This window comes from Pedococcus ginsenosidimutans (genome assembly GCF_039544395.1).
Classification (GTDB): domain Bacteria; phylum Actinomycetota; class Actinomycetes; order Actinomycetales; family Dermatophilaceae; genus Pedococcus; species Pedococcus ginsenosidimutans.
This window is the reverse complement of the sequence record NZ_BAABLO010000011.1, coordinates 121,030-143,119: the sequence shown is the minus strand read 5'-3', so window position 1 is coordinate 143,119 and position 22,090 is coordinate 121,030. Positions and strand designations below refer to the sequence as shown.

General features: G+C 72.5%; 20 protein-coding genes. 9 read left to right on the top strand and 11 right to left on the bottom strand.

Annotated features, from left to right (window positions below; genetic code table 11):
* Nucleotides 1-36: 36 nt before the first annotated feature.
* Nucleotides 37-261 (bottom strand): helix-turn-helix domain-containing protein, encoded by a 225-nt coding sequence (locus ABEA42_RS11690; protein WP_345503486.1) that lies wholly within the window; start codon nucleotides 259-261, stop codon nucleotides 37-39.
* Nucleotides 262-526: 265 nt separating this feature from the next.
* On the opposite strand from ABEA42_RS11690, the gene ABEA42_RS11685 reads away from it, so the two are divergent.
* Together ABEA42_RS11685 and ABEA42_RS11680 are read left to right on the top strand one after the other, a co-directional pair.
* On the top strand, nucleotides 527-1,198 hold the full coding sequence (locus ABEA42_RS11685; protein ID WP_345503485.1) for a CpaB family protein: 672 nt from the start codon (nucleotides 527-529) through the stop codon (nucleotides 1,196-1,198).
* The gene (locus ABEA42_RS11680) at nucleotides 1,195-2,481 is read left to right on the top strand and encodes an AAA family ATPase (protein WP_345503484.1); all 1,287 of its coding nucleotides are present in this window, start codon (nucleotides 1,195-1,197) and stop codon (nucleotides 2,479-2,481) included. The genes ABEA42_RS11685 and ABEA42_RS11680 overlap by 4 nt, the downstream gene beginning before the upstream one ends.
* A gap of 51 nt (nucleotides 2,482-2,532) precedes the next feature.
* Here ABEA42_RS11680 and ABEA42_RS11675 read toward each other — a convergent pair whose 3' ends face one another.
* Together ABEA42_RS11675 and ABEA42_RS11670 are read right to left on the bottom strand one after the other, a co-directional pair.
* On the bottom strand, nucleotides 2,533-3,867 hold the full coding sequence (locus tag ABEA42_RS11675) for a hypothetical protein (RefSeq protein WP_345503482.1): 1,335 nt from the start codon (nucleotides 3,865-3,867) through the stop codon (nucleotides 2,533-2,535).
* A complete protein-coding gene (locus ABEA42_RS11670) occupies nucleotides 3,864-4,313 on the bottom strand; it encodes a hypothetical protein (RefSeq protein WP_345504451.1) in 450 nt (149 codons plus the stop codon). The genes ABEA42_RS11675 and ABEA42_RS11670 overlap by 4 nt, the downstream gene beginning before the upstream one ends.
* 49 nt (nucleotides 4,314-4,362) lie before the next feature.
* Between ABEA42_RS11670 and ABEA42_RS11665 the strand changes: the two genes are divergently transcribed.
* Genes ABEA42_RS11665 through ABEA42_RS11655 form a run of 3 tightly spaced genes read left to right on the top strand, consistent with a single transcriptional unit; the run spans nucleotide 4,363 to nucleotide 7,222 of the window.
* Nucleotides 4,363-5,787, top strand: a complete 1,425-nt coding sequence (locus tag ABEA42_RS11665; RefSeq protein ID WP_345503481.1) for a WS/DGAT/MGAT family O-acyltransferase — start codon at nucleotides 4,363-4,365, stop codon at nucleotides 5,785-5,787.
* Nucleotides 5,784-6,806 carry a patatin-like phospholipase family protein gene (locus ABEA42_RS11660; protein WP_345503480.1) on the top strand — a complete coding sequence of 341 codons (1,023 nt, stop codon included), beginning with the start codon at nucleotides 5,784-5,786 and terminating at the stop codon, nucleotides 6,804-6,806. The genes ABEA42_RS11665 and ABEA42_RS11660 overlap by 4 nt, the downstream gene beginning before the upstream one ends.
* Entirely contained in the window at nucleotides 6,803-7,222 is a 420-nt protein-coding gene (locus ABEA42_RS11655; protein WP_345503479.1) for a DUF6912 family protein, read from the top strand. The genes ABEA42_RS11660 and ABEA42_RS11655 overlap by 4 nt, the downstream gene beginning before the upstream one ends.
* Nucleotides 7,223-7,275: 53 nt before the next feature.
* Here ABEA42_RS11655 and ABEA42_RS11650 read toward each other — a convergent pair whose 3' ends face one another.
* Complete coding sequence (locus tag ABEA42_RS11650; RefSeq protein ID WP_345503478.1) at nucleotides 7,276-8,109, bottom strand: alpha/beta fold hydrolase; 834 nt, start codon at nucleotides 8,107-8,109, stop codon at nucleotides 7,276-7,278.
* Nucleotides 8,110-8,180: 71 nt separating this feature from the next.
* Between ABEA42_RS11650 and pruA the strand changes: the two genes are divergently transcribed.
* The gene (gene pruA / locus ABEA42_RS11645) at nucleotides 8,181-9,809 is read left to right on the top strand and encodes an L-glutamate gamma-semialdehyde dehydrogenase (RefSeq protein ID WP_345503477.1); all 1,629 of its coding nucleotides are present in this window, start codon (nucleotides 8,181-8,183) and stop codon (nucleotides 9,807-9,809) included.
* A 140-nt stretch (nucleotides 9,810-9,949) separates the two neighbouring features.
* Here the strand turns inward: pruA and ABEA42_RS11640 are convergent, their stop codons facing one another.
* The 6 genes from ABEA42_RS11640 to ABEA42_RS11615 form a co-directional block, all read right to left on the bottom strand.
* Nucleotides 9,950-10,441: a DUF2505 domain-containing protein gene (locus ABEA42_RS11640; RefSeq protein WP_345503476.1), complete on the bottom strand. Its 492-nt coding sequence runs from the start codon at nucleotides 10,439-10,441 to the stop codon at nucleotides 9,950-9,952.
* 75 nt (nucleotides 10,442-10,516) lie between these two features.
* Complete coding sequence (locus ABEA42_RS11635; RefSeq protein WP_345503475.1) at nucleotides 10,517-12,193, bottom strand: 5-oxoprolinase subunit B/C family protein; 1,677 nt, start codon at nucleotides 12,191-12,193, stop codon at nucleotides 10,517-10,519.
* On the bottom strand, nucleotides 12,193-12,966 hold the full coding sequence (locus ABEA42_RS11630) for a LamB/YcsF family protein (protein WP_345504449.1): 774 nt from the start codon (nucleotides 12,964-12,966) through the stop codon (nucleotides 12,193-12,195). The genes ABEA42_RS11635 and ABEA42_RS11630 overlap by 1 nt, the downstream gene beginning before the upstream one ends.
* A gap of 11 nt (nucleotides 12,967-12,977) precedes the next feature.
* Entirely contained in the window at nucleotides 12,978-13,499 is a 522-nt protein-coding gene (locus ABEA42_RS11625; RefSeq protein WP_345503474.1) for a hypothetical protein, read from the bottom strand.
* Entirely contained in the window at nucleotides 13,496-13,798 is a 303-nt protein-coding gene (locus ABEA42_RS11620; protein ID WP_345503472.1) for a hypothetical protein, read from the bottom strand. The genes ABEA42_RS11625 and ABEA42_RS11620 overlap by 4 nt, the downstream gene beginning before the upstream one ends.
* Nucleotides 13,799-13,891: 93 nt before the next feature.
* Nucleotides 13,892-14,050, bottom strand: a complete 159-nt coding sequence (locus tag ABEA42_RS11615) for a DUF6131 family protein (protein WP_345503470.1) — start codon at nucleotides 14,048-14,050, stop codon at nucleotides 13,892-13,894.
* Nucleotides 14,051-14,270: 220 nt separating this feature from the next.
* Between ABEA42_RS11615 and ABEA42_RS11610 the strand changes: the two genes are divergently transcribed.
* From ABEA42_RS11610 to ABEA42_RS11600, 3 genes are read left to right on the top strand one after another with little or no spacing between them, the layout of a single operon-like run.
* A complete protein-coding gene (locus ABEA42_RS11610; protein WP_345503469.1) occupies nucleotides 14,271-19,160 on the top strand; it encodes an NAD-glutamate dehydrogenase in 4,890 nt (1,629 codons plus the stop codon).
* Nucleotides 19,157-19,882, top strand: coding sequence for an MOSC domain-containing protein (locus tag ABEA42_RS11605; protein WP_345503467.1), 726 nt, complete (start codon nucleotides 19,157-19,159; stop codon nucleotides 19,880-19,882). The genes ABEA42_RS11610 and ABEA42_RS11605 overlap by 4 nt, the downstream gene beginning before the upstream one ends.
* Nucleotides 19,883-19,896: 14 nt before the next feature.
* A complete protein-coding gene (locus tag ABEA42_RS11600) occupies nucleotides 19,897-21,390 on the top strand; it encodes a sensor histidine kinase (RefSeq protein ID WP_345503465.1) in 1,494 nt (497 codons plus the stop codon).
* Between the two features lie 82 nt (nucleotides 21,391-21,472).
* Here the strand turns inward: ABEA42_RS11600 and ABEA42_RS11595 are convergent, their stop codons facing one another.
* Nucleotides 21,473-21,721: a WhiB family transcriptional regulator gene (locus tag ABEA42_RS11595; protein ID WP_345503463.1), complete on the bottom strand. Its 249-nt coding sequence runs from the start codon at nucleotides 21,719-21,721 to the stop codon at nucleotides 21,473-21,475.
* Nucleotides 21,722-22,090 lie beyond the last annotated feature (369 nt).

The window sequence follows — 22,090 nt, the reverse complement described above, 5'->3', positions numbered from 1 at the left end:
CCGAGCGCCCGCCGACGGGCCCCTGGAGGGGCTCGGTCAGTCGGTGCCCTGGCCGAAGGGGTGGGCTGCGACGAAGGTCTTGGTCTCGGAGTACATCCGCTGGATGTAGCTCTCGAGCTCGGCGACCTCGACGCGCCACTGGCCCCGCCCGCCGACCTTGATGGCAGGCAGCTCCCCTGAGCGGACCAGGGCGTACGCCTGGGCCGAGGAGATGTCGAGGATCTCGGACACTTCGGACAGCTGGATGAACCGCTTGGCCATGATGGGCCCCCTTGTCTTTCCCTACCATCGACTGCTCTTGACGGAACCTTGGTCTTCCTTGACCAAATTTTTACCATGACGGTGCGTCAGCGTCCGGTGGATCGCCAAAGTCTCTCATTGTCAGCCGTTCGGGGGAGTTGGCGTCCGGCACCTGTGGATGACCCCGAACCTGTGGATTCGCTGGACGTCCACCCTGCACCGTGCGCCATGATGGCCCGGCCGGCTGTGCAAAGCCGGGCAAACCATGCCGTAGGGGGACGACGACGTGAGTGACCTGCCGGTGCCCAGTGCCCGACGACTGCAGAAGCCCGGGTGGAGGGACGCGAGGCTGGTGGTGGGGCTGGTGCTCGTCCTCGCATCGGTGGCCCTCGGCTCCGTGGTGGTGTCGTCCGCCGACGACCGCACGCCGGTGTGGGCCGCCCGCGGCCCGCTCGTGCCCGGCAAGCCCCTGACCGACGACGACCTCGTGCGCGTCGACGTGCAGCTGGGGTCGAGGGCGAGCCGCTACCTCCCCGTGGGCACGGGCCTGGCCCCCGGGCGCTTCGTGGTCCGGGAGGTGGGCGAGGGCGAGCTGGTCCCGCGGGTCGCTGTCGGCACCCGCGAGCAGGTCGGCGTGCAGCCACTGGTGCTGTCCGTCGACGCCGGCTCGGTCGCCGCCCTCACCGTGGGCAGCCGGGTCGACGTGTACGTCAACCCCACCGACCCGTCCGCGACCGGTGCCGCGAAGTTCACCGGTCCCGAGCTCGCCCTGACGGGTGTCTCGGTCGCCGGGCTGCCCAGGACCAGCGGCGGCCTGTCCGGCGGCGCAGGCGGAGACCGCCCTGTGCAGGTGATGGCGCCCTCGTCCCGGATCCGGGAGATCATCGGGCAGGTGGACGCAGGAGCCCGCGTGACCCTCGTGGCGGTGCCGGGTGGCACCAGCGAGGGCGACCAGTGAGCCGTCCGGTCGTCACGGCGCTGACCGGGCCGGGGGAGTCCGACCTCGTCACCGCCCTCGGGGCGACGGCCGACTACACGGTGGCCCGCCGGTGCGCCGACCTGCCCGACCTGCTGGCCGCCGCTGCTGCCGGGCTCGGCGAGGTGGCGCTCGTCTCGCCGGACCTGCGCTCCCTGGACCGCAGCGCGCTGCACGAGCTGGCCAGCCACGGTGTGGTGGTCGGTGGCGTGACCGAGCCGGGTGACGAGCTCGGCGAGCGTCGGCTGAGGCAGCTGGGCCTTGACGTCGTGGTCCGCACCGACATCCCCGCGCCGGACCTCGAGGACCTGCTCGACGGCCTGGTCCGCGAGAGGCGTTCGCTGGCCGCGCCGACGGGGGGCGGTGCCCAGGCGGACGGCGGCGCGCACGGCAGCGAGGCAGACCCCGAGGACCTGGACGTGCTGGCCGCGCCACCCGCTGCGCCGGGCAGGGTGATCGCCGTGTGGGGCCCGGCCGGGGCCCCGGGGCGCAGCACCGTCGCGCTCAACCTCGCCGCCGAGCTCGCCGTCCACGGCCCGACGCTGCTGGTCGACTGCGACACCTACGGCTCCTCCGTCGCCCAGGCGCTGGGCCTGCTCGACGAGGCGCCCGGCATGGCCGCTGCCTGCCGCGCGGCGGACCAGGGGACCTTCGACCTGCTGGCCCTGGCCCGGCTGGCGCCGGAGGTCAGCCCCGACCTGCGGGTCCTCACCGGCATCCCGCGAGCCGACCGCTGGACCGAGCTGCGGGCCGCGTCCGTGGCCCAGGTGCTCGAGGTCGCGCGGCAGCTCGGCGCCTACGTCGTCGTCGACTGCGGCTTCTGCGTGGAGGACGACGAGGAGCTCTCCTACGACACGCTCGCGCCGCGGCGCAACGCGGCCACCCTGGTCGCCCTGGAGTCCGCGGACGACCTGCTCGTCGTGGGGGCCGGTGACCCCATCGGCCTGCAGCGGCTGGTCAGGGCCGTGCAGGACCTCGGCTCCGTCCCGTCACCGTCGTCCCGTCGCGTCGTCGTCAACAAGGTCCGCGCCTCGGCCGTCGGCTCCCGGCCCGAGCGGCGCATCGCCGACGCGCTGGGCCGGTTCGCGGGGATGGACGAGCTCAGCTACCTGCCGTGGGACCAGGCCACCCTCGACGCGGCGATGTTCGCGGGGAAGTCGCTGGCGGAGTACGCCCCGGCGAGCGAGCTGCGACGAGCCTTCGTCGGGCTCACCGAGGCGTATGCCGCGGTCGAGCCGCGCTACCGGCGTCGCCGCCGGCGCTGACCCGGGGCGACGGGAGGGCGCGGGCGAAGGCGCCACCAGCCCCGTCCGGGGTCAGGAGCTGAACAGGAGCGTCAGCCCGCCCACGGTGTAGACGACCATGAGTGCGAGCAGCGGCAGCTGCCCGAGGACCGCAGCCCGCCGTGGGAAGAGCGCGACCGCACGCTCGTGGGCCAGGACGACACCGAGCACGTGCCCGGTGATGATCGACACGACCTGGACCCCTGCCACGAAGCCGGGGGCGATGAGCGCCTCGGGGGCGTTGAGGCCGGCGGTGCCGAGGAGGTTCGCCCCGGTGCCGAGGGGGTCGGACATCTTCGCCAGCCCGTGGGTGCCCTCCCAGACCCAGAGCGACCAGTAGTGGGCGATGAGGTACCCGGCCGCGATGGGGAGCAGCGAGGGGGCGAAGGCGCTCGCCACCCCGCGCGGGGACACCCCGGCGAGCCGGGCGGAGAGCACCGCGGCCAGCGCGAGCGAGCCGGCCACCACGAGGCAGAAGGTGACCAGGGCGGCTGTCTCCCAGACGGCGGCCGGGAGGCTGGAGGACTGCACGAACGAGTACCAGCGGGTCTCGCCGGAGAACCCGTCGTAGGCGGTGGTCCCGAGCATCACCGAGGTCACCGCCAGCAGGCCCGGCTGGGCGTCGACCATCAGGGGGCCGTGGAGCGGTGTGCGCAGCACCCAGCGGCCGTCGGCGCGCCGGCCGAGCGGGCTGAGCGTGCCGTAGAGCGAGGACCAGGCGGTGAAGGGGTCGCCGGTGCGCAGGTAGGCGGGCCCGAAGGCCAGCCCCAGGACGAGGCTGACCAGGAGGTAGCCGAAGATCGCGACGCGCATGGTGAACAGGTCGGCGTTGTCGGGCGCGACGAGCTCGAGCCAGGCGAACGCGAGCAGTCCGAGGGCAGCCGGCCAGTAGCCGAGCCGGTACTCGGCGAGCGCGAAGTCCTCCTCGATCCTCCCCACGGCGAGCAGGCCGCGGCGCAGCCAGCGCACGGGGTTGACGAGCCTCCAGTAGCCGCCGAACAGCATGGAGGAGAAGGCGAGGCCCACCCAGAGCCAGACGTAGACGACGCTCGGCACCGGGTTGTTCGCCGTGTCCGCACCCGCGACGAGGGCGGCCAGGGTCCAGCCCGTGATGACCAGCGAGAGGACGACGAAGACGGCTCGCACCGGGGCCGAGTCGAGGGCCAGCGACAGCATGATCGGCAGGAGGCGGCCGTCCTCACGGTGCAGCCGCGGTTGCTTCCACAGGGCGCCGAGGGCGACGAACGACACGACGAGGGCCAGGCCGGCCCCGATGAGCAACAGGTTGAACGGCAGGGGCAGGTCCTCACGGGAGCCCACACCGTGCGTCGGCACCATCGCGAGGGGGCCGGCGACCGCGACGCTCACCGGACGGCGATCTTGAGCAGCCGCAGGGGCGGTTCGTGGGTCTCGACCTCGAAGACGCCCGGGTCCTTCCCGGTCACGGTCACGGTCGTCGGCGCACCCGCCTTGAGCTTGTCCTCGACGTCGAAGCCGTGCAGGTGCAGCTCGTCGTCGTGGTCGCTGGTGACGACGAGCGTGAGCTTCTCGCCGACGGCGAGGTCGACGGTGCTGGGCGCCGGGGAGACCTTCTTGCCCGTGATGGTGATGCGGAGGGTGCGACCCTGCGGTGCCGGGCTGGTGGAGCTGGACGACGACGACGATCCGGACGACGACGAGGAGGCAGGCGACGGAGACAAGGACGAGCTCGACGTGGTGGACCCCGAGACCGCGGGGTCGTCGCCACCGCAGGCGGTCAGGCCGAGGGCGAGCACCAGCCCGGCGGCATACGGAATCGTCGTGCGCGGCGTCATCTTCGTCACGAATCGAAGTCTAGACAGCGGGTTCTGCCACGATGTGGGGGTGCCGGACCGCCTGAGCTCCCTCGACGCGTCGTTCCTCTACCTCGAGGAGGCGACCACGCCGATGCACGTCGGCTCCGTGATGGTGTTCGACCCCCCGGCGGAGGGCTTCGACTACGACCGGCTGGTGCAGCTCATCTCGACCCGGATCGCGTTCGTGCCGCGCTACCGGCAGCGGATCCGGCAGATCCCCGGCCGGCTGGCCAACCCGGTGTGGGTCGACGACGAGAACTTCGACGTCACCTACCACGTGCGCCGCTCGGCGCTGCCGAGGCCGGGGACCGACGAGCAGCTGCAGGAGTTCGTCGCGCGGATCCAGCCGCGCGCCCTCGACCGCAACCGCCCGCTGTGGGAGGTCTACCTCGTCGAGGGCCTCGAGCAGGGCCGGTTCGCGATCGTCACCAAGTCGCACCAGGCGCTCGTCGACGGGATCAACGCCGTCGACATCGCCCACGTCATCGTCGACGGCGACCCCGCGGCCGAGGGGCTCGTCACCGACACGTGGCGCCCCTCGCGGGAGCCCAGCGACGTCGAGCTGCTCACCGGGGCCCTCGTGGACGCGGTGAGGCGTCCCAGCGAGATCGTGGAGAACATCCGCGGCGGCATCGTCGACGTGAAGGCTGTCGGCAACCGTGCCCTGTCGGCCGCCGGTGACGTCGTGTCGACGCTGGCCCGCACGGCTGCCCGACCGGCCCCGCACTCACCGCTCAACGCCCACGTCGGCGAGGCGCGCCGCTACGTCATGATCGGCACCGACCTCGAGGACTACCGCAAGGTCCGCAGCAGGCTGGCCCGGGGCAGCTACGCCGACGACGTCAGCATCAACGACGTGGTCCTCGCGACGATCTCGGGGGCGTTCCGCTCGTGGCTGCTCACCCGCGGGGAGGCGGTGCACTCCGGGACGACCGTGCGCGCCATGGTGCCGGTGAGCGTGTACGACGCGGAGGCGCGGTACGTCGGCAGCCGCCTCACCGCCTGCTTCGTCGACCTGCCCGTGGGGGAGCCGGGGCCCTCGATGCGCCTGCACCAGATCGCGTTCGCGATGCGCCAGCAGATGGAGGGCGGGCAGGCGGTCGGCGCGGAGTCGCTCGCCGGCCTGGCCGGCTTCGCCCCGCCGACGCTGCACTCCCTCGGGGCGCGGCTCGGCTCGGCCGTCTCACGACGGCTGTTCAACGTCGTCATCACCAACGTGCCCGGCCCCCAGCACACCCTGTACGCCGGCGACGCCCGGATGCTGTCGACCTATCCCGTCATGCCGCTCGCCCGGGGGCAGGCGCTGTCGATCGGGCTGACGTCCTACGACGGCGGCGTCTACTACGGCCTCAACGGCGACCGCGACTCCATGCCCGACGTCGACGTCCTCGGCCAGAGCATCGTCGACTCGCTCGCGGAGCTCCTCGACAGCCACCGGTCGCCGTCGAGATGAGCCACGCAGGTCGCTCCGCCGCCCCTCGCCGAGGCCTGGTGCTCGGCGGTGGGGGCGTGCTCGGCGCGGCCTGGATGGTGGGCGCCCTGTCGGCCCTGCAGGACGAGCTGGGCGTGGACGTCCGTGAGTTCGACCAGGTGGTCGGCACGTCAGCCGGCTCCGTCCTGGCAGGCCTCCTCGGTGCCGGCGTGTCCGTGGCGGACCTGCTCCACCACCAGCTGGTCGGCGACATCGACGTCGGGCCCCTCGCCGGATACTCCTGGAACTATGAGAGGGACACCGGCGGTGACCGCCCCGGCCGTCCGCGCATGGCCCTGGGCTCGCGAGCGCTGTTGCGCCGCAACGCGTTGCACCTGCGCTCGCTGCCCCCTACCGCGGTGCTCTCCGCCATCCTTCCCGAGGGGAGGGGCAGCATCGAGGCGGTGGGCGCGCTCATCGGCCACGTGGTGCCGTCGGGGTGGGCGCCGCGCTCCGGGATCTCGGTGGTGGCCCTCGACTTCGACACGGGGACCCGGGTGGCGTTCGGTCGCAGCGGGGCGCCCACGGTCGACCTCGCCCCGGCCGTGATGGCGTCGTGCGCGATCCCCGGCTGGTACCAGCCGGTCCGCATCGGTGAGCACCGCTACATCGACGGCGGCGCCTGGTCGTCGACCAACCTCGACCTCATGGTCGGACTCGGGCTCGACGAGGTCTACGTCCTCGCCCCCCAGGTGAGCTTCGTCAAGGACGCACCGACCCAGTGGCGCACGCGCGTGGAGCGGCAGTGGCGCAACCGGGTCACCCTGCGCGCGCTGCGCGAGCTGGCACGGGTGCACGCCGACGGCGCCGAGGTGACCATCCTCGGGCCCGGCGAGGAGGACCTGGAGGCGTTCGGGTCCAACCTCATGGACGTCACACGGCGCCCGCGCGTCATCGAGACCTCCCTGCGCACGAGTGCAGAGGCCCTGCACGACCCAGCCCCCCTGCCCGACCGCTCCGACTTCGAAGACGTCGGAAGACCCAATGAGGACGTGGGATGACCCAGACCCGGATCTACCTCCCCCTGGACGCCGAGGGTGTCCGCCTGCTGGCGAGCAGCCGCGAGGTGCCCTCGGCGCCGCTGGCTGCCTTCGCCGTGACCGAGCGGCTGGAGCGCTCCAACCCGGCGGGCGACGAGGAGGAGTGGGAGTACGCCGCGATGGGGGAGGCGTTCGCGGCAGCGGGGCGTGCCCAGAGCGGCCCGGCGCGCAAGCGCGTCGTCCTCGCCGCCGACGTCGACCCGAGCTGGGTCTCGCCGCGGCCGGGGGACGAGCTCTCCGGCGTGGTCGTCGCCGAGGCGCTGCCGCTGGCCCGGGTGGTCTCCTTCCACGTCGACGAGACGGCCGGCGACGACGGCATGGACGACCTGCTCTGGTACGACGTCACCGAGCTCGACGAGGTCCTGCGCCTGCTCTGAGCCGGCGTGCTCGGGGCGACCCGCCCCAGCGGGCGTGCTCCGGGCGGCCCGACTCAGCGGGCGTGCTCGGCGAGAAACGGGTCGACGAGCGCGTGGTAGGCGGCCGGGTCGTCGCGGCGGATGCAGTGACCGGTGCCGGCGACGACGTGCAGGTCGAGGTGGTGGTTGTCGAGCTGCGCCGCCCGGGCTCGTGCCGCCGGTGAGACGGGTCCTCCTCGGCCGGCCAGGAGCACCAGCGTGGGGACCGCGACGGCCGCCGCGATGTCGTCCCAGGGCTCGACCAGGTTCGCGATCCCGAGCTCGAGGAAGTCGAGGTCGACCTGCGTCTTGGACCGTGCCCAGGGCTCGAGCTCGGACTCGGGCCAGGTGGGGTTGTCGGCGCGCCCCTTCGCCAGCTGGCCGGCCGGGTCGGTGGCGAACGCCCGGCAGTCCTCGATGCGCTCGCGGACGACGTCGGCGGGCTGCACGCGTTCGGAGGGGTCGCGCCATGCGGGGTCCTCGAGGACGGCGGCGGCCACGAGGTCGGGCCGGCGGGCAGCCAGTGCCGCGGCGATGCCGCCGCCCATGGAGTGCCCGACCAGGACGACGGGACCGCCGTGCGTGGCGACCACGTCCGCGACGGTGCGCTCCGTGGCGGCGTACATCTCCTCCATGGGGTCCGGTACGCCGAGCTGCTCCGGCGAGAACCGCGGCGACCGGCCGTGCCCCAGGGCGTCCACCCCGACCACGCGGTGCGTGGGCGACCACCGGCGGACGGCGTCCGGCCAGCAGTCGCCGGAGTCGCCGAGGCCGTGCAGCAGCACCAGCGTGGGCGTGGCGGGGTCGGCAGGGCCTGCCCAGCGGTAGGCGAGCGGTGCGTCGTCGGCGTGGTGGGGGGTGCTCGGCATACGTGACACCATAGGTGCGCCCTTCCGCCGTCCGACCATCGTCGAAGAAGCAACCCGAGGAGCTCCCCGCCATGGATGCCGTCACCCAGGTGCCCACCCCCGTCAACGAACCCGTCCTCGACTACGCACCCGGCAGCCCCGAGCGCGCGTCGCTGGAGGTGGCCCTCGCCGAGCTGGGGAGCACGAGCATCGACCTGCCGCACACCATCGCGGGCAAGCGGGTCATGGGCACCGGCCGCAAGATCGAGGTCCGCCAGCCGCACGCACGCCGCAAGGTCCTCGGCACCATGCGCAACGCCACCCTCGGCGACGCACAGGCCGCGGTCGACGCGGCCAAGGCGGCTGCCCCCGGCTGGCGCGAGCTGTCCTTCGACGACCGCGCCGCGATCCTGCTCAAGGCCGCCGAGCTGCTGTCCGGCCCGTGGCGCGCCCACCTCAACGCTGCCACCATGCTCGGCCAGAGCAAGACCGCCTACCAGGCCGAGATCGACGCGGCCTGCGAGCTCATCGACTTCTGGCGCATCAACGTGCACTTCGCCCGCCAGATCCTCGCCGAGCAGCCCCCGCTCAACGCCAAGGGCATCTGGAACCGCACCGACCACCGCCCGCTCGAGGGCTTCGTCTACGCGATCACGCCGTTCAACTTCACCGCCATCGCCGGCAACCTGCCGACCGCGCCCGCCCTGATGGGCAACACGGTGGTCTGGAAGCCCAGCCCCACTCAGCAGTTCGCCGCGCACCTCACCATGGCGCTGCTCGAGGAGGCCGGTATGCCGCCGGGCGTCATCAACCTCGTCACCGGCGACGGCCTCAACGTCTCCAAGGTCGCGCTCGCCGACCCCGACCTCGCCGGCATCCACTTCACCGGCTCGACCCCGACCTTCCAGCACCTGTGGCAGGAGGTCGGCGCCAACCTGCCGAGGTACCGCACCTACCCCCGTCTCGTCGGGGAGACCGGTGGCAAGGACTTCATCCTCGCCCACCCGTCGGCCGACCCGGACGTGCTCCGCACCGCCATGATCCGCGGCGCGTTCGAGTTCCAGGGCCAGAAGTGCTCGGCGGCCTCCCGCGCCTACGTCCCGCGTTCGCTGTGGAAGAAGATCAAGGCCGACCTCGTCTCGATCACCGACGGCCTCACCCAGGGCGACGTGACCGACCTGTCCAACTTCATGGGCGCCGTCATCGACGACCGGGCGTTCGCCAAGCACAAGGACGCCATCGACCGGGCCCACGCATCGGCCGGTGTCGACGTCGTGGCGGGTGGCACCTACGACGACAGCGAGGGCTGGTTCGTCCGCCCGACCGTCCTCGAGATCGACGACCCGACGGACGAGTCGTTCCGCACCGAGTACTTCGGCCCGATCCTGTCGGTGCACGTCTACCCGGACCGCCAGTACGACAAGGTCCTCGACCAGATGGAGTCGTTCGCGCCGTTCGGCCTGACCGGCTCGATCATCGCGCAGGACCGCGTGGCCATCGCCGACGCCACCAAGCGGCTGCGGTTCGCCGCCGGGAACTTCTACGTCAACGACAAGCCGACCGGTGCCGTCGTGGGCCAGCAGCCGTTCGGTGGTGGCCGCGCGTCGGGCACCAACGACAAGGCCGGTGCTGCACAGAACCTCCTGCGCTGGACCAGCGCCCGCTCGATCAAGGAGACGTTCGACCCGCCGAAGTCGCACGGCTACCCGCACATGGGCTGAGTGCCAGCGCCGCCTCCTGCGTGAGGTCTGCCCGGGACGGCGAAGGGCCCGGGACCGTTGTGATCCCGGGCCCTTCGCGTACGCGGGTCGAGCGCGGGTCGAGCGCGGGTCGAGCGCGGGTCGAGCGCGGCGAGCGGGCGTCAGCGGGCGAGCCACTCCTTGACGGTGGCCGCCTCGATGTCGATGGCCTCCTCGATCGGCGGCGCAGCGGCCTTCTCGATCTTGCCGCCGATGAGCGGGACCTTCGCCTTGAGCTCGGCGTCGAGCTTCTCGACGGTGCCTGCCCCGCCGGGGGCGAGGGCCAGGGTGCCGTTGAGGGCGACGGGGACCCCGGCCACCGACATCTCCACCGTGCCGCTGCGGCTCCCGTCGGCGGCAGGCGCGCCCCAGGTCTGCGTCTCGACGACCTTGAGGGTCTCGCCGACCATGCTCCGGGCGAAGTCGGGCAGGCCGTCAGCGGGGAGGATGCGCTCGGTGGTGATGGTCGCCCCGCCCCCGTTGGCCTTGACCGCGGCCGAGTACCTGATGGCTGCGGTGGCCGCGCACTTGGCCTCCTGGAAGGCCTGGTCGGACAGCACCGCGAACACCTCCTCGGGGGTGGCGGCGTAGTCCATCGTGGTGGCGATCTTCATGCGTCTCTCCTGGGAAGGGGCGGTGTCGTGCGGGTGCCGAGGGGCTCCGCGGCGGACCGCGCCAGCGTATCGACGTCAGGGACGGCCCCGCGCGGCGAGGAGCCGCAGCCGCACCTCCTGGCCGGGCACGAGCTGCGCGGCGCGGTCGGACGCGCGTTCGGTGAGGACGGCGACCACGGGGTAGCCGCCGGTCACCGGGTGATCGGCGAGGAAGACGACGGGGGTGCCGTCGGCCGGGACCTGTACGGCGCCACGCACGAGCCCCTGGCTGGGCACCTCCGCCTCGTGGTGGGTCGTCGCCCGCGCCAGCGCAGCCCCGGCGAGCCGGAGCCCCACGCGGTCGCTGTCCGCGCTGACCGTCCAGGTCTGCGCCCCGACGTGCCCCGCGTCGGCGAGCCAGTGCAGGTGCGGACCCGGAAGGGCCTCGAGCTCGACGGCGCTGGGCATGGGCGGGGCGACCGGCGCGACGTCGACGAGCAGGTCGCCGCGCCCGGACCCGACGCCCAGCCGGTCGCCCGCGCGCAGGGGCGGCGGTCCGAGGCCCGCGAGCGTGTCGTGGGAGCGCGAACCGAGGGCGGCAGTGGTGACGATGCCGCCGCGGACGGTGAGGTAGGAGCGCAGCCCGGCCGTGGGGCGACCGAGCCGCAGCACCTGGCCGTCGCGGACGAGGAAGGGTGCGTTGCAGGGCACCGCCTGCTCGTCCACCAGGACGCTGCAGGGTGCTCCCGTCACGACGGCGGTGAAGCTCCCGTGCGCGCGCACCACCACGGCCCCCAGCACCTCGACCGCGGCCTCGGCCGGCGTCTGCCCGACCAGCCGTGCGCCGAGGGCGAAGGCAGCCCGGTCGGCGGCGCCCGAGGGACCGACACCGAGCGCGGCGAGGCCGGGCCGGCCGGCGTCCTGCACGAGGGACAGCAGGCCCGGGTCGACGACCTCCAGCCAAGGGGCGTCACCCTCGGAGCGGGGGACCTCACGAAGGCGCACCGGCGAGCGCTCCGCTGCCGCCACGCCGTACGAGGGGCCGGTGGTGCGGGCGGCGTCGGTGAAGCACACCCGAAGACCCGGTCGCAGGAGGGCGGGTGGGTCGCGGTCGAGGTCCCAGAGCGCCACGTCGGTGTGCCCGAGGAGCTGCCAGCCACCGGGGGAGGGTCGGGGGTAGACGCCGCTGTACTCGTCGGCGAGGCCCACGGCTCCGGCGGGCACGCGGGGACGAGGGCTCGACCGTCGGGGTACGCGCAGCCGTGGGTCGCCGTCGACGAGGTACGCGAAGCCGGGGGCGAACCCCACGAACCCCACCCTCCAGGCCCGGCCCGTGTGCGCACCCACGACCTCGTCGGGGGTGAGCCCGGTGAGGGTCGCCACGTCCTCGAGGTCGTCGCCGTCGTAGTGCACCGGCACCTCGACGACCCCGCCGTCGTCGACCTCCGCGGGCTCGGAGGGCGAAGGATGTTGTGCGGCAACGGTGTCCGCGGTCTCACCCTGTGCTGTGACGCCGTCCGTCCGGCGGTCTCCCGACGTGCCCGGCCGGGCCCCGGCGAGCAGGGCGAGGGCACGTTGGGCGGCCTCGCGCACGGCCGGGAGCGACTGCGGGGACTCGGCCACCAGGACCACCGAGCGAGCCCCGGGGACGGCGTCGGCCAGACCCTCGAGCGCCTCGTGGGCGAGCAGCGCGTGCAGGGCCAGTGTCGACGCGAGGTCGTCGAGCTCGACGACGACAGCTCGCTCGCCGTACGGAAGCAGTCGCCCGGACATCAGCCCTCGCGCGGCGCCACGAAGGGCCGGACGTCCACCCCCGCGGACTCCAGGGCCCGGCGGACGGCAGTCGCCATGGCCACCGCGCCGGGGGAGTCGCCGTGGACGCAGACCGAGTCCGCCCGTACCTCGACGCGGCTGCCGTCCGCGGCGGTCAACGAGCCCTCGAGGACAAGCTCGACCACCCGCGCCGCCACCGCCTCCGGGTCGTGGAGCACCGCACCGGGCTCGGAGCGTGGCAGCAGCGTGCCGTCGGGCCGGTAGGCCCGGTCGGCGAACGCCTCGGTGACCGTGGGCACGCCGGCGGCCTCGGCCAGGCGCAGCGAGAGTGCGTGGGGGAGGCCGACGAGGGGCAGGGTGGGGTCGACGAGGCAGACCGCCTCGACCACCGCGGCCGCCTGGCGCTCGTGGCTGACGACGGCGTTGTAGAGGGCGCCGTGGGGCTTGACGTAGCCGACACTCGTGCCGGCCGCGCGAGCCAGCGCGTCGAGCGCGCCCACCTGGTAGACGATCTCGGCGGTGAGGTCGTCGGGGTCGATGTCGATGAAGCGTCGCCCGAAGCCGGCGAGGTCGTGGTAGCCGACCTGTGCACCGACCCTGACACCGGCGGCCGCGGCGGCGCGGCACACCCGGAGCAGGGTGGTCGGGTCGCCGGCGTGGAAGCCGCAGGCCACGTTGGCGCTGGTGACCACCTCCAGCATGGCGAGGTCGTCGCCGAGCTCCCAGCGGCCGTAGGACTCGGCGAGGTCGGCGTTGAGGTCGATGCCGACCACCGCGGTGGGTGTCACCGCCGCAACCCGTCGGCGTGGCGGGCCAGCACGGTCGTGGATGCCGCCACCGTGGAGGCCAGCCGCTGCCGGCGGGCGGCCAGGACGTGGCGGAGCTGGTCGAGCTCGCCCTGCAGCTGCGCGCGGACCTGCTCGCGGTCGGCTGTCGCCGCGACGTCGGCGAGGCCGCTGACGCCCCACGCCGGTGAGACCTTGCCGTCGACGACCCGGAGACCGGCGGCCTGAGCCCGCGCCTGGAGACCTCGCGCGTCCGCCACTGCCTCGGCGAGGTCGGCTGCGTGGTCCTGCAGGGCCGAGCCGACGCGGTCGAGCTCCTGGGCGGCCGCACCCGAGGCGTCGCCGAGGGCGTCCGCCCGACGCAGGGCCCGCACCACCACGGCCGGCGGGCGGGGCTCGTCGCGCCGTCGCGCCACGAGGTCGTCGACCGCCCTGGCCTCGGTGCGCAGCGAGGCGGCGAGCCGGCGCAGCGAGCCACCGACGCGTGAGCAGGAGGCCGGGTCGCCGGCCACGCTGGTCACCGCCGGCCCTGCTGGCCGGTCGCGGGCACGGCCTCCGAAGCCGTGGTGTCGGCGGTCGGCACCGGGTCACCCGCGAGGTCGAGGCGGTCGGCGAGGTCGGAGGCGGACGCGTCGAGCTCGCGCAGGAGGTCTGCCACCTGGTCGAGGTAGCCGTCGAGCACCGACTGCACGTCGCGGTCACCGAGCTCCGGGAGGTGGGAGAGGACCTCGTCGGCGCCGCTGCGCGCGCACTCGCGCAGTGACCTGAGGGCCACGCCGGGCGAAGGCGACCGGTCGTGACCGTCCTGGGCAGGCGGCATACCGGCCACTCTAGTGAGGAACGACGAACGGCCCCCGCCGAAACCCACATGGGGTCCGGCGAGGGCCGCGCGAGGCGCTCCGTTGAGGGAGGATCAGTACCAGTGCTTCCTGCCGCCGATGGCGCGGCCGGTGCCGCCGAGGATGGCAAGCACGATCCCGACCACGATCAGGATGGCACCGATGGTCACGAGGACCTTGAGGCTGGCGACCAGTAGGCCAAGAATCAGCAAGATGATGCCGAGGACGATCACGAGGAGCTCCTTCTTCTGTTCGTGAGATGAACTGCACCACTTCACCACACTTCGGGTGCAGGACATACTTTGACGTGCACCGATGTATCCCGCCACTCGGACAGCGGACGTGTTGGACGGCCCTGCCCCGAGCGGCTTCCCCGGGCGATAGTCTCGAGCCGGCGCACAACGTCGTGCGCCGTGCATGCACGACGACCCCGTGAGGATGAAGACCACAAGCATGTCTGCGTCGCTGGAGCAGTCCCGTCAGCAACTTCTGCACTCCGCAGCGGAGCGCGCTGAGCACGCTGAGCACGGTGGGGGTGAGGCGGTCGAGCAGTTCCTGCAGGCCTACTACCGCCACGTCGCCACCGAGGACCTCCTGGCCCGCGCGCCGGAAGACCTCCTCGGTGCAGCGCTGGCGCACCGCGACCTGGCTCGCAGCAGGCCGATCGGCACCGCGAAGGTCGACGTCTTCAACCCCGAGCTCGCCGAGCAGGGGTGGACCAGCGGGCACACCGTGGTGCAAGTCGTCACCGACGACATGCCGTTCCTCGTCGACTCCGTCAGCGCAGAGCTCCAGCGCACCGACCGTGCGGTCCACCTCGTGGTGCACCCCACGATGCGCGTACGCCGCGACGCCACCGGCGAGCTCGAGGAGGTGCTCCTCGGCGGGGACGGCGAGCTCCGTGACGGCGGTGGCTTCGGCGAGGTGCGCGAGTCGTGGATGCACCTCGAGATCGACCGCGACAGCAACGAGGAGGACCTCCAGGCGATCGCCGAGGGCCTGCGCGGCGTGCTGGCCAACGTCCGCGAGGCCGTCGAGGACTGGCCGAAGATGAAGGCGATGTGCGGCCAGGTCGCGGCGGAGCTCGCCACGCAGCCGCCGCACGGCATCCCGGCCGACGAGGTCGCCCAGGCCAAGGGCCTGCTCGAGTGGCTCGACGACAACCACTTCACCTTCCTCGGCTACCGCGAGTACGCCCTGCGCCGGGGAACCGAGGCCGACACCCTCGAGGCCGTCCACGGCACCGGGCTCGGGCTGCTGCGCTACGACCCGACCGGCGACGGCGTGCGCCTCAGCGAGCAGGCGCGCAGCGTGGCCCGCGCGCCGGAGCTGCTCATCATCACCAAGGCCAACTCGCGGGCGACGGTGCACCGCAACACCTACCTCGACTACGTCAGCGTCAAGCTGTTCGACGACGCGGGCGAGGTGACCGGGGAGAAGCGCTTCCTGGGCCTGTTCACCTCCAGCGCCTACACCGAGTCGGTCACCCGGGTGCCGGTCCTGCGCGACAAGGTCGAGGCGGTCTTCCGGCGCACCGGGTTCCTGCCCGACTCGCACTCCGGCAAGGACCTGCTCGAGGTCCTGGAGACCTATCCGCGCGACGAGCTGTTCCAGGCCGACGAGGAGTCCCTCTACGACAACGCGACGGAGGTCCTGCACCTCCAGGAGCGGCGCAAGACCAAGCTCTTCCTGCGCCGCGACCGGTTCGGCCGCTTCGTGTCGTGCCTCGTCTACATCCCGCGCGACCGCTACAACACCGCGGTCCGCCTGAAGATGGACGCCATCCTGCGCAGGGCGTTCCCCGGCGCGACCGTCGACTACACGACGCGCGTGTCCGAGTCGGTGCTGGCCCGCCTCCACTTCGTGGTGCGTGTGCCCTCCGGCGAGTCGATCCCCGAGGTCGACGAGGCGGTCCTCGAGCGCCAGCTGGTCGACGCCACCCGCACCTGGGAGGAGGACCTCAGCGAGGCCGCCCGCGCCGAGCACGGCGAGGAGGTGGCCGGCCGGCTCACCGGCCTCTACGGCCGCGCCTTCCCCGAGGCCTACAAGGAGGACTTCTCCTCGCGCGTCGGGGTGGTCGACATCCGCCACATGGATGCGCTCGTCGACGACGACGCCACCGGCCTGAACATGTACCAGGAGCCGGGGGCTCCCGCCCACGAGCGCCGCTTCAAGCTCTACCGCCGCAGCCCGCTGTCGCTCACCCAGGTGCTGCCGATGTTCACCCACATGGGTGTCGAGGTGGTCGACGAGCGCCCCTACGAGGTGCACCGCTCCGACGGTGTCGACCTGTGGGTCTACGACTTCGGCCTGCGCGTGCGCAACGACAAGGTGTGGTCGGGGGAGGGTGGCCGCGACCGCCTGCGTGACCTCTTCCAGGACGCCGTCGACGCCGTGTGGAACGGTCGCGCCGAGTCCGACGGGTTCAACGCCCTGGTCCTCGGTGCCGGCCTGACGTGGCGGCAGGTCGTCATCCTGCGCACCGTCGCCAAGTACCTGCGCCAGACCGGGTCCACGTTCTCCCAGGACTACGTCGAGTCGGCGCTCGTGCAGAACCTCCGGCTCGCCGCACGCCTGGTCGCCCTCTTCGAGGCGCGCTTCGACCCCAGCCGGTACGGCGCGCAGGCCGGTCCCGAGCGCGAGGCCGCGCAGGCGGCGCTGTGCGAGGAGATCACCAAGGACCTCGACGAGGTGCGCTCGCTCGACCACGACCGGATCATCCGGGCGTTCCTCGGGGTCATCACGGCAACGCTGCGGACCAACTTCTTCCAGGCCGATGCCGAGGGCCGGGACAAGCCCTATGTCTCGATCAAGCTCAACCCCAAGAAGGTGCCCGACCTGCCCGCGCCGCGGCCGCAGTTCGAGATCTTCGTCTACTCGCCGCGGGTCGAGGGCGTGCACCTGCGCTTCGGCCCCGTCGCCCGTGGCGGGCTGCGCTGGTCCGACCGCCGCGAGGACTTCCGCACCGAGGTGCTGGGGCTCGTCAAGGCGCAGATGGTCAAGAACGCCGTCATCGTCCCCACCGGCTCCAAGGGCGGCTTCTACGCCAAGCAGCTCCCCGACCCGTCGGTGGACCGTGACGCCTGGCTGGCCGAGGGCATCGGCTCCTACAAGGTCTTCATCTCCGGGCTGCTCGACCTCACCGACAACCGGGTCGGCGGCGAGATCGTGCCGCCGCCGTCCGTAGTGCGCCACGACGAGGACGACTCCTACCTCGTGGTCGCGGCCGACAAGGGCACCGCCACCTTCTCCGACATCGCCAACGGTGTCGCCCAGTCCTACGGGTTCTGGCTCGACGACGCGTTCGCCTCGGGTGGCTCGGCCGGCTACGACCACAAGGCCATGGGCATCACCGCCCGCGGCGCGTGGGAGTCGGTGAAGCGCCACTTCCGCGAGATGGGCGTCGACACCCAGACCCAGGACTTCACGGCCGTGGGCATCGGCGACATGAGCGGCGACGTCTTCGGCAACGGCATGCTGCTGTCGGAGCACATCCGCCTCGTGGCCGCGTTCGACCACCGCCACATCTTCGTCGACCCGGATCCCGTTGCGGCGACGAGCTTCCCGGAGCGGCAGCGGCTCTTCGACCTGCCCCGGTCGTCGTGGGCCGACTACGACAGCTCCCTCATCAGCGCCGGCGGCGGGGTCTTCGACCGGTCGCTCAAGGCGATCCGGGTGACCCCGGAGATGACCAAGGCCCTGGGCCTGCCCGACGGCACGACGTCGATGACCCCGGCCGAGCTCATGAAGGCGATCCTCCAGGCACCGGTCGACCTGCTGTGGAACGGTGGCATCGGCACCTACGTCAAGGCCGGCAGCGAGTCCAACGCCGACATCGGTGACCGCGCCAACGACGCCATCCGCGTCGACGGGAACGCGTTGCGCTGCAAGGTCGTCGGCGAGGGCGGCAACCTCGGCCTCTCCCAGCTCGGGCGCATCGAGGCGTCGCTGCACGGTGTGCGGGTCAACACCGACGCCATCGACAACTCCGCCGGTGTCGACACCTCCGACCACGAGGTCAACATCAAGATCCTGCTCACCGACCTGGTGCGCAGCGGGGACATGACGCTCAAGCAGCGCAACACGCTCCTCGCCTCGATGACCGACGACGTCGCCGCCCAGGTGCTGCGCGACAACTACGAGCAGAACGTGCTGCTCGGCAACGCCCGGGCGCAGGAGCACCCGATGCTGCCGGTGCACGCCCGGCTCATCCACTGGCTGGAGGAGCGTGGCGACCTCGACCGCGCCCTGGAGTTCCTGCCGAGCGACGGCGAGATCGACCGGCGCCACCAGGAGGGCCTGGGCCTGAAGTCGCCCGAGTTCTCCGTGCTCGTCGCCTACGCCAAGCTGGCGCTCAAGGAGGACCTGCTCCCGTCCGAGCTGCCCGACGACCCGTGGTTCCAGCAGACCCTGACCGACTACTTCCCGCCCGCGCTGCGCGAGCAGTTCGCCGGGGAGCTGGCCGACCACCCGCTGCGCCGCGAGATCATCACCAACTCGGTGGTCAACTCGATGGTCAACCGCGGCGGGATCACGTTCGCCTTCCGCGCGATGGAGGAGACGGGGGCGACGCCGGAGCAGATCGCCCGCGCGTTCGTCGTCTGCCGGGAGATCTTCGACCTGCCGAGCTTCGTGCACGAGGTGGAGGCGCTCGACAACGTCGTCCCCACTGACGTGCAGAGCCAGCTCTACCTCGAGTTCCGGCGTCTCATCGACCGCTCGATCCGCTGGTTCCTCACCTCGCGGCCGTCGCGCCTCGACGTCGCCGGGGAGGTCGCGCGCTTCGGTTCCGTCGTGCGCGAGTTCGCCCCCAGGATCCCCGAGCTGCTCCAGGGCGCGGAGCTGAAGCGCCTGCAGCGCAACACCTCCAAGCTGGAGAAGCGCGGCGTCCCCGACGAGCTGGCGCTGCGCTCGGCGAGCCTGCTCGACCAGTTCTCGCTGCTCGACATCGTCGACATCGCCACCGACACGGGCGAGGAGCCCTCCGACATCGCGTCGCTGTACTTCGTGCTGTCGGAGAAGTTCGGGATCGATGCCATGCTCACCCGCGTCACCAACCTCCCTCGCGACGACCGGTGGGACGCCCTCGCGCGCGGTGCCCTGCGCGACGACCTGTACGCCGTGCTCGAGAGCCTGGTGCGCTCGGTCATGGACGCCTCGACGTCGGGGGCAGCGCCGACGGCGCGCTACCAGGAGTGGGCGCGTGCCAACGCCGAGTCGCTGACGCGGGCCACCACGGCGCTCTCGGGCATCGAGCGGCTCGACAAGCCCAACATCGCCGCGCTCTCGGTGGCCCTGCGCACCCTGCGCTCGGTCATCCGCTCGGGAGCCGCCACGTCGTGACGACGCCACCTGAGGGCGCCCTCCCGCAGGCTCGTGTGGTGGCGCTGCACTGCTTCCCCGTGAAGTCCATGGGCGGCATCGCAGCGACCCGTCTCGACGTGGCTGCGGACGGCGTCGTCGGCGACCGGGAGTGGGCCGTGTACGACGCCGCGGGCAAGCTCGCGAGCGGCAAGCACACGCGCCGGTTCCGCCGCATGGACCCCGTCTTCGACCTGGTGGCCCGCCCCGAGGGCGAGGAGGACGTGGTCCTCACCCTGCCGGACGGCACGGAGCACGTGGCCGGCCGACCGGGCACGGACGACGCCCTGTCGGCCCACTTCGGCGAGCCGGTCCGGCTCGGCCGGGAGGACCGCGTACCCCACCAGGACGCGGCCGCGGTCTCCCTGGTGGGCACGGCCACCCTCGCCGAGCTCGGCCGGCACGAGGGTGACGGCCGCGTCCTCGACCCGCGTCACCTGCGCGCCAACATCGTCCTCGAGACCGACGAGCCGTACGCCGAGGACTCGTGGGCAGGACGCGAGCTCACCGTGGGCGGGGTGCGGCTGCGGGTCACCGAGCCGACCCAGCGCTGCCGCATGGTGGGGGTCGCGCAGGTCGGGCTGGAGCCGCGTGACGGGATGCTGCGCGTGGTCTCCGACCAGCACGACCTGCTGGCCGGCGTCTACGCCGAGGTCCTCACCCCCGGACTGGTGGCCCTCGGCGACGCGGTGACGCTGCCCTGACCTAGGCTTCCGGAGTGCCCACGTTGAACGAGGTGCTCCACGCGTCCACCGACCTCGCCCCGGGCGAGGTGGAGTGGTTGCAGCTGCTCGTCGGCGACTGGCAGCTCATCTCCGACCTGTCCTTCGCCGACCTGGTGCTCTGGGTGCCGGGCGGCCTCGAGGGCTGGCTCGCGGTGGCGCACGTGCGCCCGACCACCGGCCAGATGGTGTTCTTCGAGGACGTCGTGGGCCGGCGAACCCACCGCGGGCGCCAGTCGCTGCTCGACCAGGCGTACGCGGACCGGCGGATCGTGCGTGAGCGCGACCCGATCTTCCGCGAGGACATGCCGGTCCGCGAGGAGGCCATCCCCGTGGTCAAGGCGGGACGCGCGCTCGCCGTGATCACCCGGCACACCAACCTCGCCGCCATGCGCACCCCCAGCCGCCTCGAGCTGACCTACCAGGCGCTCGCCGACGCCCTGGCCCGGATGATCGCGGCGGGGGAGTTCCCCAACGTGTCCGCCCCCACCGGGCAGCGGCGGGGTGCACCGCGGGTCGGCGACGGCGTCATCCGCCTCGACGTCAACGGCGTCGTCTCCTACGCCAGCCCCAACGCCCTGTCGGCGATCCACCGCCTGGGCCACGTCGGCGACGTCATCGGCGAGCTGCTGGCCAAGGTCATCGCCGACCTGCTGCGCGACGAGTCGCCGGTCGACGAGTCGCTCGCGGTCGTGGTCACCGGGCGCGCTCCGTGGCGCACCGAGGTGAGCTCGCGCGGGTCGAGCGTCTCGATGCGCGCCATACCCCTCACCGAGGGTGGTCAGCGCGTCGGCGCCCTGCTGCTGCTGCGCGACGTGTCGGAGCTGCGCCGGCGGGAGCAGGAGCTCATCACCAAGGACGCGACGATCCGCGAGATCCACCACCGGGTGAAGAACAACCTGCAGACCGTGGCCGCGCTGCTGCGGCTGCAGGCCCGGCGGCTGCCCGAGGGCGAGGCCGGCCGGGTGGCGCTGGAGGAGGCGGTGCGCCGGGTCGGGGTGATCGCCCTGGTGCACGAGACGCTGAGCCAGGGTTTCGACGAGGTGGTGGAGTTCGACGACATCGCGGTGCGCGGTCTGCAGGCCATCACCGAGGTGGCCAAGGTCGAGCACCCGATCTCGACGAAGGTGGTCGGCTCGTTCGGCAAGCTGCGGGCCGAGGACGCCACGGCCATGGCGATGATCCTCTCCGAGCTCGTTCAGAACGCCGTCGAGCACGGCTTCACCGGGTCGGCCGAGGGCACAATCTGCGTGGAGGCACAACGCTCGGCCGACGACCTCGGCGACGAGCTGCTCTCGGTGACGATCAGCGACGACGGGGTGGGCCTGCCGGCCGACTTCCGGCCCGGCACCTCAGGGCTGGGCACCCAGATCGTGGAGTCGCTCGTGCAGGACCTGCGTGGGCGGATCGCCTGGGAGAAGGCCGAGCCGCACGGGACGCGCGCCCGGTTCGTGGCGCGGCTACGACCCCTGGGGCGCGACGGCTCCTGAGCGGGGCCGGGCGGGCAGGACTGTGCCCCAGGTCGCGGGGTCCGCGTCCCGGGGCACTCGAGAGTGTGGGGTTGGTTGGGCCTCAGCCGGCGCGGCGGGCGCGGGCGTTGCGGCGCTTGAGGGCGCGGCGCTCGTCCTCGGACATGCCGCCCCAGACACCGGCGTCCTGTCCGGACTCGATGGCCCACTTCAGGCACGTGTCGACGACCTCACAGCGTCGGCAAACAGCCTTGGCCTCCTCGATCTGCAGGATCGCTGGGCCGGTGTTCCCGATCGGGAAGAACAGCTCAGGGTCCTCTTCGAGGCAGGCAGCGCGGTCGCGCCAGTCCATGGATCGTGCTCCTTGGTGTGCAGGGGATTGCGCCGGCTCAGGGCCCAGGGATGACGGGCCTCGGGGCACGGCGCGTCATTGCGGGGTGTGCAGGGGACTTCGGGTGGGCGCAGGGCCGACCGGCTAGCCTAGCCGACCCGTTTTCGCCAGGGTGAAACATGTGTGACTAGTCATTCTGGGGGGCTGGACACAGTTCTGCCAACGGCCCGTCTCATGTTTCTGTTCCACCCTCACAGACCCGGACGCGTTTGGGGACCCCTTGGCGGAAGTAAACATGGCGTGACGGTGAGGTTTTGGTCACATTGCCCCCGATTGCCCCCTGCCCGGTCGGGGCCCTGCCCGGTTTGTCACCGATGTCCCGGGACCTAG

Excerpts from the sequence above, each read along its gene's own strand:
- ABEA42_RS11690 (WP_345503486.1), bottom strand. The coding sequence starts at position 261 with ATGGCCAAGCGGTTCATCCAGCTGTCCGAAGTGTCCGAGATCCTCGAC.
- ABEA42_RS11670 (WP_345504451.1), bottom strand. The coding sequence starts at position 4,313 with ATGACGCCGCGCACGACGATTCCGTATGCCGCCGGGCTGGTGCTCGCC.
- ABEA42_RS11660 (WP_345503480.1), top strand. The coding sequence starts at position 5,784 with ATGAGCCACGCAGGTCGCTCCGCCGCCCCTCGCCGAGGCCTGGTGCTC.
- ABEA42_RS11655 (WP_345503479.1), top strand. The coding sequence starts at position 6,803 with ATGACCCAGACCCGGATCTACCTCCCCCTGGACGCCGAGGGTGTCCGC.
- ABEA42_RS11650 (WP_345503478.1), bottom strand. The coding sequence starts at position 8,109 with ATGCCGAGCACCCCCCACCACGCCGACGACGCACCGCTCGCCTACCGC.
- pruA (WP_345503477.1), top strand. The coding sequence starts at position 8,181 with ATGGATGCCGTCACCCAGGTGCCCACCCCCGTCAACGAACCCGTCCTC.
- ABEA42_RS11640 (WP_345503476.1), bottom strand. The coding sequence starts at position 10,441 with ATGAAGATCGCCACCACGATGGACTACGCCGCCACCCCCGAGGAGGTG.
- ABEA42_RS11635 (WP_345503475.1), bottom strand. The coding sequence starts at position 12,193 with ATGTCCGGGCGACTGCTTCCGTACGGCGAGCGAGCTGTCGTCGTCGAG.
- ABEA42_RS11620 (WP_345503472.1), bottom strand. The coding sequence starts at position 13,798 with ATGCCGCCTGCCCAGGACGGTCACGACCGGTCGCCTTCGCCCGGCGTG.
- ABEA42_RS11610 (WP_345503469.1), top strand. The coding sequence starts at position 14,271 with ATGTCTGCGTCGCTGGAGCAGTCCCGTCAGCAACTTCTGCACTCCGCA.
- ABEA42_RS11595 (WP_345503463.1), bottom strand. The coding sequence starts at position 21,721 with ATGGACTGGCGCGACCGCGCTGCCTGCCTCGAAGAGGACCCTGAGCTG.